Raw genomic sequence first — 14,215 nt, 5'->3', positions numbered from 1 at the left:
CGCTGACCGGAATTCCCATCCCGTCGCCGCTAGGGCAGGGCGACCAGGCAGGTCGGGCTCGGCGCCTCGACGCGGTGGCGGACGCGACCCGGGATGCCGGTGCGCGGGTCGCGCGCCATCGACACGACGTCGTCGGAGTGCTGACCCGCCACGAGCAGCGTGTCGCGGACGACGAGGTGGTGGCGCGGCCAGGCCGCACCGGCGTCGACGAGCGCCAGCTGCTGCAGCCGGTCGCCGCCGCCGCGCACCCGCGCGACGCCGATCGTGTCGCTGCCGCGCACACCGGCGTACACCGTCTCGCCGTCCGGTGTCATCGCGATCTCGGCCGCCGTGTCGCCCGCGAGCGTCCCCTCGAGGCCGGTGGCCGACAGCATCCGCCAGACGCCCTCACGATCGGCGCCGAGCACGTAGATCTCGCGCGACAGCTCGGTCAGGACGTACAGGTGTCCGCTCGGGTGCCACAGCGTGTGACGCGGCCCGCTCCCGAGCGGCAGGGCGACCTCCTGCGCCGGGCGCAGCCCGCGGGGCGTGTCACGCCAGAACCGAACGAGATCGAGCCCCATGTCGGTCGTCACGATGAGCCCGCCCGGCAGGTACCGCGCCTGATGCGCGCGCGACGGCCGAAGATCCGCGGCATCCTCACCCGGGGCGGCCCCCGCAGCAGCCGAGCCGGCGACCGGCTCCCGGTCGTGATCGGGAACGAGGTGGGCGAACTCGGATCCGGCCGCTTCTCGGAGCGCGCGAGCAGCCGCAGCCAGGTCGATGTCGCCGGCCGAGCCGCCCCCGCCGAGCGCCCGGTCCGCGCCGCCGTCTCCCTCCGGGCCGTACGGATCGACGGCGGCTGCGGCGATCACGGGCGCAGACGGCACGCCGGCGGCACCCACCCGCATCCGCACGACCCGGCCGTCGCTCCAGCAGCTCGCGACGAGCGAGCCGCCGTCGGGCGCGACCGCGACGTGGCAGACCGACTCGCCGGCGGCGACGGCCGCCCCGAGCGGAACCCACGAGTCGGGACCCGTCCGGCGGTACGCCTGCACCTCGCCGCGGAACTCCAGCGCCGCGTAGACGACGTCGAGCGACGGATGCCGCGCCACCCACGACGGCGACGATGCGGCGACGACCGCCGGATGCAGCGACAGCTGCCCGTCGACGGTAGCGCCGTCCGGGTCGCCCGCATCGAGCACGCCGATGCCGGCGGCCCGACCGTCCATGTCGGGGGTGTAGCCGCCCAGGAGCAGCCGCACGGGTCAGTCCACGAGGTCGTGACGCACGATGACGGCGTCACGGGCGGGGCCGACGCCGATCACCGAGATGCGCGTACCGCTCATCTTCTCGAGGGCGAGGACGTACTCCTGCGCCTCGATCGGGAGGTCGTCGAACGTGCGCGCCGTCGAGATGTCCTGCTTCCACCCGGGGAAGTACTCCAGGACCGGTGTCGCGTGGTGGAAGTCCGACTGGTTCACCGGCACCTCGTCGAAGCGCGTGCCGTCGACGTCGTACGCGACGCAGACCGGGATGCGGTCGAGCCCCGTCAGGATGTCGAGCTTCGTGAGCACGAGGTCGGTGATGCCGTTGATGCGCGTCGCGTACCGGGTGATCGGCGCGTCGTACCAGCCGACGCGGCGCGGCCGGCCGGTCGTGGTGCCGAACTCGAAGCCGCGCGAGCGCAGGAAGTCGCCGTTCTCGTCGAAGAGCTCGGTGGGGAACGGACCCGATCCGACGCGCGTCGTGTACGCCTTCACGATGCCGACGATGCGGTCGAGGCGGTTCGGACCGACGCCCGAGCCGGTGGCCGCGCCGCCCGCGGTCGCCGACGACGAGGTCACGAACGGGTAGGTGCCGTGATCGACGTCGAGCATCGTCGCCTGGCCGCCCTCGAAGACGACCACGTCGCCCGCGTCGAGCGCGTCGCTCAGGAGCAGGCCGGTGTCGGCGACCATCGGTCGCAGCCGGTCGGCGTACGACAGCAGGTCGTCGACGATCTCGTCTGCGCTGATCGCACGCCGGTTGAAGATCTTCACCAGCAGATGGTTCTTCTGGTCGAGGGCGCCCTCGACCTTCTGGCGGAGGATGTTCTCGTCGAAGAGGTCCTGCACGCGGATGCCGACGCGGTTGATCTTGTCGGCGTACGCCGGACCGATGCCGCGACCGGTCGTGCCGATCTGCCGCTTGCCGAGGAACCGCTCGGTCACCTTGTCGAGCGTGCGGTGGTACTGCGTGATGATGTGCGCGTTCGCGCTCACCTTCAGACGCGAGATGTCGAGGCCGCGCGCCGACAGCGCCTCGAGCTCGGCGAAGAGCACTTCGAGGTCGACCACGACGCCGTTGCCGATGACGGCGTTGACCCCGGGCGAGAGGATGCCGCTCGGCAGCAGGTGCAGGGCGTACTTCTCGTCTCCGATGACGACGGTGTGCCCGGCGTTGTTGCCGCCGTTGAACTTGACGACCCAGTCGGTGCGGTCACCGAGCAGATCGGTGGCCTTGCCCTTGCCTTCGTCGCCCCACTGGACTCCGACGATGACGATTCCCGGCATGCGGATCTCCCTTTCTGTCGAGGAGGGATTGCACCCCATCCTATCCAGCACCCCGCCCGCAAGCCCCCTGCCGGCTTCGGCGGCCGGGAGTACATTCCGGACCGTTCGCACCGCCGTGCCGTCGAGGAGGAGACCCATGTCCCGGTCCGCACGTTCCCGCCCTGCGGTGTTGGCCGCACTCGTCCTCGCGACGGCGACGCTGTCGGGGTGCGGGCTGAGCATCCCCACCGACCCGTCGGGCACGCTCGCCGCCGTCGAGGGCGGGACCCTCCGCGCCGGCGTCACGCCGAACGGCGACTTCGTCGAGGTCTCGGGCGACACCCCCCGCGGCATCGAGGTCGACGCGATCCGCGCGTTCGCCGACTCGCTCGACGCCGAGGTCGAGTGGACGGTCGGCTCCGAGGAGGCCCTGGTCCGCGAGCTGGAGAACGGCGGCCTCGACCTCATCGCGGGCGGCCTGACCGACCAGACGCCGTGGACCGACAAGGCCGGCGTGACGCGGCCGTACGCCGAGGCCACCGCGAAGGACGGCAGCACGCTGAAGCTCGTCATGCTCGCGCCCCTCGGTGAGAACGCCTTCCTCTCCCGCCTCGAGACCTTCCTGTCCGAGCGCTCGACGGCGGGTGCGCTGTGAGCGCGTCGGCGGTCCGGTTCGGCCAGACCGAGCTCCCCGAACGGCAGGTCGAGGTCCTCCGTCGCGCGACGCGTCTGGAGTGGCTGACGATCGCCTTCCTCGCGGTGACCGTGACCCTGGTGTTTCTCGTGCTCGGCAACTCGCAGGCGATGAAGGCCGCGTGGATCGAGGACCTCCTGTCGTTCATCCCCCCGATCGCCTTCCTCATCGCGGTCCGGGTCAATCGCCGGCGCCCGACGCCGCGGCATCCGTACGGATATCACCGCTCCGTCGGGGTCGGGCACCTCGTCGCGGCCGTCGCGCTGTCGACGATGGGCACCTACCTCGTCGTCGAGTCGGGCATCGGACTGCTGAGCGGCGAGCATCCGACGATCGGCACCGTCGAGTTGTTCGGCGTCTCGATCTGGCTCGGGTGGCTCATGATCGCGGTGATGGCGATGACGGCCGTCCCCCCGGTGCTGCTCGGGCGGGCGAAGATCACCCTCGCTCGCGAACTGCACAATAAGGTGCTCTACGCCGACGCCGACATGAACAAGGCCGACTGGATGACGGCCGTCGGCTCCATCGTCGGCGTCACGGGCATCGGGCTGGGGATCTGGTGGCTGGATGCCGCGGCGGCGCTGTTCATCGCGGCGGGCATCCTCAAGGACGGCCTCAAGAATCTGCGCGCAGCGATCGTCGATCTGATGGATGCGCGGGCGACGACCTTCGACGACAGGGAGCCGCACCCGCTCGCCGCGCAGATCGACGAGCATCTCGCGGGCCTCCCGTGGGTCGCCCGCGCGGGGAGCCGCGTCCGCGACGAGGGACACGTCTTCCACATCGAATCGTTCGTCGTGCCGGTGGACGGGGCGGCTCCGTCGCTCGATGACCTCGAGGCGGCGCGGGAGGGATGCGTCGAACTCGACTGGAAGGTGCAGGACATCGTCGTCATCCCCGTGCGCGAGCTGCCCGACGTGGTGCCGCATGTCGGCGGATGACCGCCGGGGCGGCGAGCGCCGGGCGGGTCTGGCTACCGTGAGGGAGTGACCGACCGGCTGCGCCTCGCGGTTCTGCGGGGCGACGCCGTCGATCGTCCGCGCCGGCCGGTCGCGGCCGACACAGTGTGACGACAGGTGTCGCCGGATGACGGGCGGTGTTGGCGGCACCCGGGGGCGGCCCGACAGTGGGGTCATGTCTCACCGCATCCACCTCGCCGCCGCGCTCGAGCGCACCGGCTGGCACCCGGCGGCCTGGCGCGTGTCGAGCGCCCGGCCGCACGAGCTCACGACCCCGCGCCACTGGGCCGACCAGCTGCGCACCCTCGACCGGGCCGGGCTGGTCTTCGCCACGATCGAAGACGCCCTCTCGCTTCCGCAGCGGGATGAGAGCGCCGACGACCTGCGGCCCGGCCGCCTGCGCGGGCGAATCGACGCCGTGCTGCTCGCCTCGGCCGTGGCTCCGCTGACGCAGCGCATCGGGCTCATCCCGACCGTGACGACGACGCACACCGAGCCGTTCCACGTGGCCACCGGCATTCAGACGCTCGACTTCGCCAGCCGCGGCCGCGCCGGCGTGCGCCTCGTCGTCGGCGGGTCCGACGCCGAACGGGCGAACTTCGGTCGACGAGAGGCCACCGACATCGACACCGCCTTCCGCGAGGCCGGCGAGGTCGCCGATGCGCTCGGTCGCCTGTGGGACTCGTGGCAGGACGACGCGATCATCCGGGATGCCGCGACCGGCCGCTTCGTCGATGCGGACCGCATCCACAACGTCGACGTCGCGGGCGAGTTCTTCTCCATCACGGGCGCCTCGATCGTGCCGCGCTCACCCCAGGGCCGCCCGATCGTCTCGGTGCTCGCCCATCAGACGGTGCCGTTCCGCCTCGCCGCCGAGCACGCCGACGTCGTGTTCATCACGCCGGACGACGCGTCGGCGGCCACCGGCATCCTCGCCGAGCTCGACGGTGCGGCCGCCGAGCTGCGCGGAACCGGCGAGCGCCTGCGCGTGTTCGCCGACGTCGTCGTGCTCGTCGAGGAGACCTCGGCGGCCGCCCGTGAGGCCGCTGCCCGCCTCGACGACCTGGCGGGGGAGGCGTTCCACTCCGACGCGCGGCTCGTCGCCGGCACGCCCGCCGAGATCGCCGACCACCTCCGCTCGCTCGCCGGGACCGGGATCGACGGCGTGCGCCTGCGCCCCGCACGCCAGCCGGACGACGTCGTCGCGATCGCCGAGCGCATCGCGCCGCTCCTGCGCGCCACCGGCGTGCTCCGCGAGGACGACGGCGCGACGCTGCGGCGACGCCTCGGCCTGCCCCGCCCCGACAGCCGCTACTCCCCGCATCCCACGAACACACGAGAGAAGGTCGCCCGGTGAGCACCGCGCCCCGCCAGATCCACCTGGCCGCCCACTTCCCCGGCGTCAACAGCACGACCGTGTGGACCGACCCGACCTCGGGCAGCCAGATCGACTTCGCGGCGTTCGAGTACTTCGCGCGCACCGCCGAACGCGGCCTGTTCGACTACGTCTTCCTCGCCGAGGGCCTGCGCCTGCGCGAGCACAAGGGCCGCGTGCATGAGCTCGACGTGCTCGGGCGACCGAACACGCTCGCGATCCTCGCGGCTCTGACGGCCGTGACCGACCACGTGGGCCTCGTGGGAACGCTCAACACGACCTTCAACGAGCCGTACGAGCTCGCCCGCCAGCTCGCCTCGCTCGACCACCTCTCCGGGGGGCGCGCGGGCTGGAACGCCGTCACGAGCTCCGACGCGTTCCACGGCGCGAACTTCCGCCGCGGTGGCTTCCTCGCGCACGCCGACCGGTACGAACGGGCGAAGGAGTTCGCCGAGCTGTCGAAGAAGCTGTGGGACTCGTGGGACGAGGGCGAGGCGCTGCCCCGCCGCATCCGCCACACCGGCGCGCAGTTCGACGTCGACGCCCTCTTCGATGTGCCGCGCTCGCCCCAGGGACGCCCGGTGATCGTGCAGGCGGGCGACTCGGCGGACGGCCGCGACTTCGGCGCGGAGCACGCCGAGGTCATCTTCTCGCTGCACCAGGACTTCGACGCGGCGCGCACGTTCTACGACGACGTCAAGGGACGCCTGGCGGCGTGGGACCGCGACGAGGACTCGCTCAAGATCCTGCCGGCGGCGACCTTCGTGATCGGCGACACGGATGCCGAGGCGCGCGAACGCTCGCGGGAGATCGCCCTCCAGCAGGTGCGGCCCGGGCAGGCGCTCACCTACCTCGAGCAGGTCTGGGGCCGCGACCTCAGCGGGTACGACCCCGACGGCCCGCTTCCGGATGTCGAGCCCGACACCGGCGCCGAGACCGCCCGAGGGTGGGCGAACCGCCACGCCGCGGTGCAGAAGCGCATCGCGACGCTCCGCGAGCTCTCCGACACCGAGGGACTCAGCATCCGCGAGCTCGTCATCCGACTGACCGCCAACCACACCTTCGTCGGCACACCCGAGCACATCGCGGGCGAGATCGACCGATATGTGCAGGAACGGGCCACCGACGGCTTCACGATCGTCGGCCACCTGACCCCGCACGGCCTCGACGAGTTCGCCACCCGCGTGGTGCCGCTGCTGCAGGAGCGCGGCTCCTACCGCGCGGCCTACGACGAGGGCGCCACGCTGCGCGACCTGCTCGGCCTGCCGGCGGCCGTGCCGGCCGGCGCCGCCGTCGGTCGATGAGGTCGCCCCGGTGACCGCGAGTCGGCTGCTCTTCGTCGGCGCCGGGCCGCGCGCGATCATGCTCCTCGAGCGGATCGTCGCGCGGTTCGGCGCCGACGTCGTCGGCGACTCCGGTGAGACCGACCCCCGCGCGGTCGGCGCACCGCGGCTCCACGTCGAGCTCATCGACCCCCACCCGCCCGGCGCCGGGCGCATCTGGCGGCGCGCGCAGTCGCCGCTGCTGAAGCTGAACTCGATGGCGCGCGACGTCACGGTGTTCACCGACGACAGCTGCACGATCGAGGGGCCGATCCGCCCGGGACCCTCGCTCATCGAGTGGGCGGAACTCTGGCGCAGCGGCGAGCTCGCAGCATCCGGTCGCGGTATCGAGATCGACGACGAGGTCGCCGCCGCCGAAGCCCGGGGCCTGCGCGGAGACAGCTTCCCCACGCGCCGGCTGCACAGCTACTACCTCGACTGGTTCTTCCGGCGCACCGTCGCCGAGGCACCCGCCGGCATCACGGTGCGGTGGCGCGCCGACACCGTCGTCGGCGTCACGGAGCGGGCGGATGCCGCGGCCTCCGGCCACACCGTGACCCTCGCGAGCGGACTCGAACTCGACACCGACGTCGTGGTCTACACCGTCGGCCATAACGGACGGGAGCCCGACGCCGCGACCGCCGACCTCGTCGCGTCCGCCCGCGAGGAGGGCCTCGTCTACGTCCCGCCGGCCTTCACCGCCGACGCCGACCTGTCGGTCCTCGCCGCCGGCGAGGACGTCATCGTGCGCGGCATGGGGCTGGCCGCGGTGGATCTCGTCGTGCTGCTCACCCAGGGGCGCGGCGGCCGGTTCGTCGCCGACGGCGAGCGCCTGCGCTACGCGCCGTCGGGTCGTGAGCCGCGTCTGCACCTGGGATCGCGACGCGGCGTGCCCTACCGCTCGAAGGTGTCGTCGGTGCTGCAGGGCGAACCGCCGCAGCGCGAGGTGCTGACCTCAGCGGCGATCGCGGGACTTCTCGCGCGCCCGCGGCCGGTCGACTTCGACACCGATGTGTGGCCGCTCATCGCGAGCGAGATGCTCCACGGGCACTACCGCGAGCTGTTCACCGGCCACCCCGATCGCGTCGTCGGCGAGTGGGCCGCGTTCCGCGCCGTCCTCCAGGCGCATGCCTGGGACGATCCCGCCCTCCTCGCTGCGATCGCGTCGGCGGTGCCCGATCCGCTCGACCGCTTCGACATCGGCACGCTCGATCGCCCACTCGCAGCGGAGGTGTTCGCCGACGGCGCCGAGGCGCACCATCGCGTCGTCCAGCACATCGAAACCGACCTCGCGTTGCGAACGACCCCGGAGCGCAGCGCTTCCCAGGGCGTCTTCTTGGCCGTGCTGCTGTCGTTCCTCGCGCTGTCGGAGATCCCGACCGAGCGCTGGACGGCGCGCTCGCGCGCGGTGTCGCTGCCGGTGCGGTGGCACACGTTCTTCAGCTACGTCGCGAGCGGGCCGCCCGCCCACCGGCTCGAAGAGCTGCTCGCCCTGGCCGACGCCGGTGTGGTGCGCTTCCTCGGCCCTGAGACGCGCGTGAGCGTCCACGCCGGGCGAGGATTCGTCGCGTCGAGCCCCCGGGTGCCCGGTGAGACGGTCGCCCGCAGCCTCGTCGACGCGTGGTTGCCCGGCTCCGGCGCGGTGGTCAGCGACAACGCCGCGCTCCGCCAGCTGGCGGGTCGCCACGGCGTCGAGCTTCGCGTGCGCGACGCCGATTTCGACGGCTCGCTCGGGCGCGTGCACACCGACGACGACGGGCGGATCGTCACCGCGGACGGCGCGCCGGCGGCATCCCTCTTCGCCCTCGGTCCGTTCACGTCGCTCACCGAGGGCGGCGCCTTCACGCGCCCCGCCGCGAACGCGCTGCCGCTGCGCCAGAACGACCGGACCGCCGGCGCCGTCCTCGCGGCCCTCGCAGCACCCGCCCTGGCCTCGGCCTGACGAGTCGCCAGGAATCGCTGATGCCGGGTGCCCCGGATCCGCATTCTCTGGCGATTCGACGGGAGCGTGAGGGTGATGACGTCGGATGACGCGCCGCGACGCCGGAAGACGGGTTCTTCCCGCGTGTGACGTCTCGACGACACGCGCCCCCGCCGCAGGCGGAGCGTAGGGACATGCCTCTTCTCCGCACCCGTTCGCGCGCCGCAGCAGCCGCCCTCGCCGCCGCGGCCACCGCAGCCCTGCTGCTCACCTCCTGCAGCTCCACCGCCCCGGGCGGCAGCTCACCGACCCCGTCGGGTGAACCCGTCGCCGGCGGCGAGCTGACCTTCGCGATCTCCGTCGACAGCCAGTGCATCGACCCGCAGCAGGTCGGCAACAACGACGCGATCGCCATCGCACGTCAGACCGTCGCCTCCCTGACGACGCAGGACCCCGACACCGGCGAGATCCTGCCGTGGCTCGCCGAGGACTTCGAGGTGAACGCCGACGCGACGAGCTTCACGTTCACGCTGCGCGACGGCGCGACCTACGCCGACGGCGCGCCGATCGACGCGGCATCCGTCAAGACGAACTTCGAGGCGATCGTCGCGCTCGGCGCGAAGGCGAGCCTCGGGTCGTCGTACCTGGCCGACCTCGCCGGCATCGAGGTCGTCGACGACAGCACGGTCACGATCACCTTCTCGGCGCCGAGCGCGCAATTCCTGCAAGCGACCTCGACCTTCAGCCTCGGCCTGCTCTCGCCCGCGACCGCGGCGGTCAGTCAGGCCGACCGCTGCCGCGGCGACGTCATCGGCTCGGGACCGTTCTCGGTCGAGAGCTACACGCCGAACGAGGGAGCGAAGCTGGTGCGGCGCGAGGGTTACGCCTGGGGCCCCTCGACCAACGCGCACACCGGCGAGGCCTACCTCGACGCGATCGACTACGTCGTCGTGCCCGAGGCCGGGAACCGCACCGGCAGCCTGCAGTCAGGCCAGATCGACGCCACGACGGGCATCTCGGCGACCGACGCCGTGCTGTTCGAGTCGGCGGACTTCTGGAGCGAGAACCGCGCCAACCCCGGCGTCGTCTACAACCTGTACGCCAATCAGTCCATGCCGAAACTCGCCGACGAGGACGTTCGCCTCGCGATCCAGAAAGGCATCGACCGCGACGAGATCACCGCGACGCTGCTCGGCCCCGACGACGAGCCGGCGGTCTCGCCCCTGTCGTCCACGACGCCGTACTTCACCGATCTCAGCGACGAGCTCACGTTCGACCCGGATGCCGCGGCCGACCTCCTCGACGGCGCCGGCTGGACCGTGGGCTCCGACGGCATCCGCGAGAAGGACGGCGAGAAGCTCAGCTTCCTCGTGACCTACTGGCAGTCTCCCAAGGAGGTGCTCGAGCTCGTTCAGCAGCAGCTCCGCGCGATCGGCGTCGACCTGCAGCTGAAGTTCGCGAGCTTCGCCGACGTGCAGGCGGCGAACGCCGACGGCACCTACGACTTCAGCTACGGCAACCTGACCCGCTCCGATCCCGACGTGCTGCGGACCGTGTTCACCGCCGACAACCCCGCCGGCAACACGCGGCGCCCGGAGCGCACGGTCATCGACGATCTGCTCGACGAGCAGTCCTCCATCATCGACGCCACCGAGCGGCAGCGCGTCGTGGACGAGGCGGCGCGGGCGCTGATCGCGGACGGCACGACGATTCCGATCTACCAGCTCTCCACGACCATCACGGCGTCCTCGCGGGTTCGGGGTCTGACGTTCGAGGCCTCGAGCCGCCTCGACTTCTACGACGCCTGGATCGCCGAGTGAGCCGCGGCGACGACGACTGAGGAACGGGGAACGAGATCATGTGGGTCGCATACATCGCTCGACGCATCGGGCAGGGAGTCGTCGTCCTGTGGGCGGCGTTCACGATCTCGTTCCTCGTCCTCTATCTGCTGCCCGGCGACGCCGCCGCGCTCTTCGCCGGCGGCGGCGACCAGGAGCAGGTCGATCCGGCGCTCGTGGCGCAGCTGCGCGCCGAGCTCGGGCTGGACCGGCCGCTGTGGGAGCAGTACCTGTCGGCGCTCGGACGCGCACTGGTCGGGGACTTCGGGACATCGTCGCAGACCGGCCGCCCCGCGGCCGACCTGCTCGCCGAGGCGCTGCCGCCGACGCTCGCGCTGACCGGCTTCGCCTTCCTCCTCTCGATCGTCATCGGCGTCGGGCTCGCCCTGGCCGCGTCGCTCGCCCGCGGCACCTGGCTGCGGAACCTGCTGTTCTCGCTGCCGCCCATCGGCGTCTCGATCCCGGTGTTCTGGATCGGCCTGCTGCTGCTGCAGGCGTTCTCGTTCCAGCTCCGGCTGTTCCCGGCCATGGGCAACGAGGGCTTCGTCAGCCTGGTGCTCCCGGCGATCACGATCGCGATGCCGTCGGGGGCGTTCATCGCCCAGCTGCTCTCACGGAGCCTCCGATCGACGCTCGCGCAGCCCTACGTCGAAGTCGTGCGCGCCAAGGGCGCCGGCGAGGCGCGCGTGCAGTTCGCCCACGCCTTCCGCAACGCCGCCATCCCGACCCTCACCATGGTCGGCGTGCTGATCGGCGGCCTCCTCTCGGGCGCCGTCGTGACCGAGACGGTCTTCTCGCGCCTGGGCATCGGCCGGCTCGTCGTGACGGCCGTCAACAACCGCGATGTCCCCGTCGTGCAGGTCGTGGTCGTCTTCGCCGCCGTCGTCTTCGTCGTCGCGAACCTCGTCGTCGACCTCATCAACCCCCTCATCGATCGCCGCATCACGCTCGCCCGCACCGCGTTCGTCGCGGCCTGACGCCGGAGGAACCATGACCGCCACCCTCGACGCCCCGCTCCTCGTTCCCGGCACCGTTCCCGGCTCCGGCCCCGAATCGGGCGCCGGCCGTCCGCCGAAACGACCGGCGGGACCCGGCCGCGGCATCCGCACCCGCCTGCTGCACGTGCTCCGGCAGCCGACGCTCGTGCTCTCGATCGCCGTGCTGCTGCTCGTCACGCTGTGGGCCCTCGCTCCGACCTGGTTCACCGCGTGGGATCCCATCGAGGGCGTCGCGCGCGACCGCCTGCAGCCGCCGTCGGCGACGCACCTGTTCGGCACCGACAACCTCGGCCGCGACCTGTTCGCCCGCGTCGTCCACGGGTCGGCGACGTCTCTCGCCGCGACGACCGTGGCCGTGATCGTCGGGTTGACCGTCGGCTCGTTCTTCGGGCTCCTCGCCGGCTTCCTCCGCGGCATCGTCGACGACGCGATCATGCGGTTCATGGACGTCCTGCTCGCGATCCCGAGCCTCCTGCTCTCGCTCGCGCTCATCACCGCGCTCGGCTTCGGCACGCTCAACGTCGCCATCGCGGTCGGACTCGCGAGCGTCGCCTCGTTCTCCCGGGTCATGCGCGCCGAGGTGCTGCAGGTCGCGACGGCGGTCTACGTCGAAGCGGCGCGCGTCTCGGGAGTGCGCTGGTACACGATCCTGCGGCGACACGTCCTGCCGAACGCCTCGGGACCGGTCGTGGCCCTCGCGGCGCTCGAGTTCGGCGTCATGGTGCTGGCGATCTCGTCACTGTCGTTCCTCGGCTTCGGCGCCCCGCCGCCCACGCCCGAATGGGGCTCGCTCGTCTCGGGCGGCCGCGACTACCTCGCCGTCGCCTGGTGGCTCACGACCCTGCCCGGCCTCGTGATCGTCGCCGTCGTGCTGTCGGCGAACCGCATCTCGCGCGCCCTGGAGCGCAACGGAGGAACCCGATGACCGCGCCGAGCACCCCGCTCCTCGAGGTCTCCGGACTCCGCGTCTCGTACACCGTCGACGGGCGATCCCGGCCCGCCGTCGAGGACGTCTCGTTCACGGTCGACCGGGGCGAGATCGTCGCGATCGTCGGCGAGTCGGGGTCGGGCAAGAGCACGACGGCGCACGCGGTCATCAGCCTGCTCTCCCGCAACGCGCGGGTGGATGCCGGTGCCATCCGCTTCGCCGGCGAAGACCTCGCCGCGCTCTCACCCCGCGCCTGGCGCGAGGTGCGCGGGCGACGGATCGGCCTCATCCCGCAGGACCCCGGCACGAGCCTGAACCCCGTCAAGCGCGTCGGCCGGCAGGTGGGCGAACCTGTCGTGATCCACGGGCTCGCCTCTCGGCGCGCCGCGGAGCGGCAGGCCGTGCAGCTGCTCGAGCTCGCCGGCATCCCCGAGGCGCCCGCGCGCGCCCGGCAGTTCCCGCACCAGTTCTCGGGCGGCATGAAGCAGCGCGCGCTGATCGCCGCGGCCCTGGCAGCCGAGCCGCAGCTCGTCATCGCCGACGAGCCGACGAGCGCGCTCGACGTGACCGTGCAGAAGCAGATCCTCGACCACATCGACACCCTCGCCGACACCCTCGACACCGCGGTCCTGCTCGTCACGCACGACCTGGGGGTCGCGGCCGATCGCGCCGACCGCATCATCGTCATGCAGCAGGGCCGCATCGTCGAGCAGGGTGACGCCGGGACGATCCTCGGAGCCCCGCAGCATCCGTACACGCGCCGCCTCATCGCCGCGGCTCCGAGCCTGCGGCCGCACGCGAAAGCCGTCGTCTCGCGTCGTGCGGGGTCGCCGAGCGCGCCTTCCGACGCGCCGGACGCCGGGGCGGCCCGGCCGCTGTTCGAAGTGACCGGCCTGCGCAAGGAGTTCGCGCTCCCGGGCCGCGGCACGCTGCTCGCCGTCGACGACGTGTCGTTCACGGTCGGGCGAGGCGAGACCCTCGCCGTCGTCGGCGAGTCGGGCTCGGGCAAGAGCACGACGGCGCGACTCGCGCTGCGGCTCGAACGGCCGACCGCCGGCAGCATCCGCTTCGACGGCGTCGACCTCGTCGCCGCCCGACGCGAGGAGGTGCGGATGCTGCGCCGGCGACTGCAGCTGGTCCACCAGAGCCCCTACGCATCGCTCGACCCGCGCTTCACGGTCGCCGACGTCGTCGACGAACCCCTCCGCGCGTTCGGGGTCGGCGATCGCGCCGGCCGGGCGGCGCGCGTGCGCGACCTGCTCGACCAGGTCGCGCTGCCGAGCGGCACCGCCGAGCGGCGACCCGCCGAGCTTTCGGGCGGACAGCGGCAGCGCGTTGCGATCGCGCGGGCTCTCGCGCTGCAGCCCGACCTCATCGTCCTCGACGAGGCGGTCTCGGCGCTCGACGTCTCGGTGCAGGCGCAGATCCTCGACCTGCTCGTCGAGCTGCAGCGCGAGCTCGGGGTGTCGTACCTGTTCATCAGCCACGACCTGGCCGTCGTCCGCGAGATCTCCCACCGGGTCGCGGTCATGCAGCGCGGGCGCATCGTCGAACAGGGACCGACCCCCGACGTCCTGACACACCCGCGCGCGGAGTACACGCGCCGCCTGATCGACGCCATCCCCGGCCGCGCGCACGAGGTCGTGTCGTGAGCGCGCGTGATCGCC

General features: G+C 72.3%; 11 protein-coding genes. 9 read left to right on the top strand and 2 right to left on the bottom strand.

Features of this window, described 5'->3' with window-relative positions:
- Nucleotides 1-29: 29 nt before the first annotated feature.
- Both F6B42_RS02170 and F6B42_RS02165 read right to left on the bottom strand, forming a co-directional pair.
- The gene (locus tag F6B42_RS02170; protein WP_150417944.1) at nucleotides 30-1,244 is read right to left on the bottom strand and encodes a lactonase family protein; all 1,215 of its coding nucleotides are present in this window, start codon (nucleotides 1,242-1,244) and stop codon (nucleotides 30-32) included.
- 3 nt (nucleotides 1,245-1,247) lie between these two features.
- Complete coding sequence (locus tag F6B42_RS02165) at nucleotides 1,248-2,534, bottom strand: adenylosuccinate synthase (protein ID WP_150417943.1); 1,287 nt, start codon at nucleotides 2,532-2,534, stop codon at nucleotides 1,248-1,250.
- A gap of 136 nt (nucleotides 2,535-2,670) precedes the next feature.
- Here F6B42_RS02165 and F6B42_RS02160 point away from each other — a divergent pair, with 136 nt between their 5' ends.
- From F6B42_RS02160 to F6B42_RS02120, 9 genes are all read left to right on the top strand, one after another.
- Nucleotides 2,671-3,168: a transporter substrate-binding domain-containing protein gene (locus F6B42_RS02160; protein ID WP_150417942.1), complete on the top strand. Its 498-nt coding sequence runs from the start codon at nucleotides 2,671-2,673 to the stop codon at nucleotides 3,166-3,168.
- Nucleotides 3,165-4,148, top strand: coding sequence for a cation transporter (locus F6B42_RS02155; RefSeq protein ID WP_150417941.1), 984 nt, complete (start codon nucleotides 3,165-3,167; stop codon nucleotides 4,146-4,148). The genes F6B42_RS02160 and F6B42_RS02155 overlap by 4 nt, the downstream gene beginning before the upstream one ends.
- Before the next feature lie 193 nt (nucleotides 4,149-4,341).
- A complete protein-coding gene (locus F6B42_RS02150; RefSeq protein ID WP_150417940.1) occupies nucleotides 4,342-5,523 on the top strand; it encodes an LLM class flavin-dependent oxidoreductase in 1,182 nt (393 codons plus the stop codon).
- Entirely contained in the window at nucleotides 5,520-6,845 is a 1,326-nt protein-coding gene (locus tag F6B42_RS02145) for an NtaA/DmoA family FMN-dependent monooxygenase (RefSeq protein WP_150417939.1), read from the top strand. The genes F6B42_RS02150 and F6B42_RS02145 overlap by 4 nt, the downstream gene beginning before the upstream one ends.
- Before the next feature lie 10 nt (nucleotides 6,846-6,855).
- A complete protein-coding gene (locus F6B42_RS02140; protein ID WP_223878293.1) occupies nucleotides 6,856-8,805 on the top strand; it encodes an FAD/NAD(P)-binding protein in 1,950 nt (649 codons plus the stop codon).
- A 173-nt stretch (nucleotides 8,806-8,978) separates the two neighbouring features.
- On the top strand, nucleotides 8,979-10,604 hold the full coding sequence (locus F6B42_RS02135) for an ABC transporter substrate-binding protein (RefSeq protein WP_150417938.1): 1,626 nt from the start codon (nucleotides 8,979-8,981) through the stop codon (nucleotides 10,602-10,604).
- A gap of 38 nt (nucleotides 10,605-10,642) precedes the next feature.
- Nucleotides 10,643-11,599, top strand: coding sequence for an ABC transporter permease (locus tag F6B42_RS02130; RefSeq protein WP_150417937.1), 957 nt, complete (start codon nucleotides 10,643-10,645; stop codon nucleotides 11,597-11,599).
- A gap of 13 nt (nucleotides 11,600-11,612) precedes the next feature.
- A complete protein-coding gene (locus tag F6B42_RS02125; RefSeq protein WP_150417936.1) occupies nucleotides 11,613-12,545 on the top strand; it encodes an ABC transporter permease in 933 nt (310 codons plus the stop codon).
- A complete protein-coding gene (locus F6B42_RS02120) occupies nucleotides 12,542-14,200 on the top strand; it encodes a dipeptide ABC transporter ATP-binding protein (RefSeq protein WP_150417935.1) in 1,659 nt (552 codons plus the stop codon). Before F6B42_RS02125 ends, F6B42_RS02120 begins: the two co-directional genes overlap by 4 nt.
- The last annotated feature ends 15 nt before the right edge of the window (nucleotides 14,201-14,215 follow it).

The sequence above is a fragment of the Microbacterium radiodurans genome, from assembly GCF_008710705.1.
Lineage (GTDB): Bacteria > Actinomycetota > Actinomycetes > Actinomycetales > Microbacteriaceae > Microbacterium > Microbacterium radiodurans.
Note: the sequence above shows the minus strand (reverse complement) of the source record. Positions and strands in the feature narration are given on the sequence as shown.

Coding starts and splice junctions, on each gene's coding strand:
- F6B42_RS02165 (WP_150417943.1), bottom strand. CDS start 2,534: ATGCCGGGAATCGTCATCGTCGGAGTCCAGTGGGGCGACGAAGGCAAG.
- F6B42_RS02160 (WP_150417942.1), top strand. CDS start 2,671: ATGTCCCGGTCCGCACGTTCCCGCCCTGCGGTGTTGGCCGCACTCGTC.
- F6B42_RS02150 (WP_150417940.1), top strand. CDS start 4,342: ATGTCTCACCGCATCCACCTCGCCGCCGCGCTCGAGCGCACCGGCTGG.
- F6B42_RS02135 (WP_150417938.1), top strand. CDS start 8,979: ATGCCTCTTCTCCGCACCCGTTCGCGCGCCGCAGCAGCCGCCCTCGCC.
- F6B42_RS02130 (WP_150417937.1), top strand. CDS start 10,643: ATGTGGGTCGCATACATCGCTCGACGCATCGGGCAGGGAGTCGTCGTC.
- F6B42_RS02125 (WP_150417936.1), top strand. CDS start 11,613: ATGACCGCCACCCTCGACGCCCCGCTCCTCGTTCCCGGCACCGTTCCC.
- F6B42_RS02120 (WP_150417935.1), top strand. CDS start 12,542: ATGACCGCGCCGAGCACCCCGCTCCTCGAGGTCTCCGGACTCCGCGTC.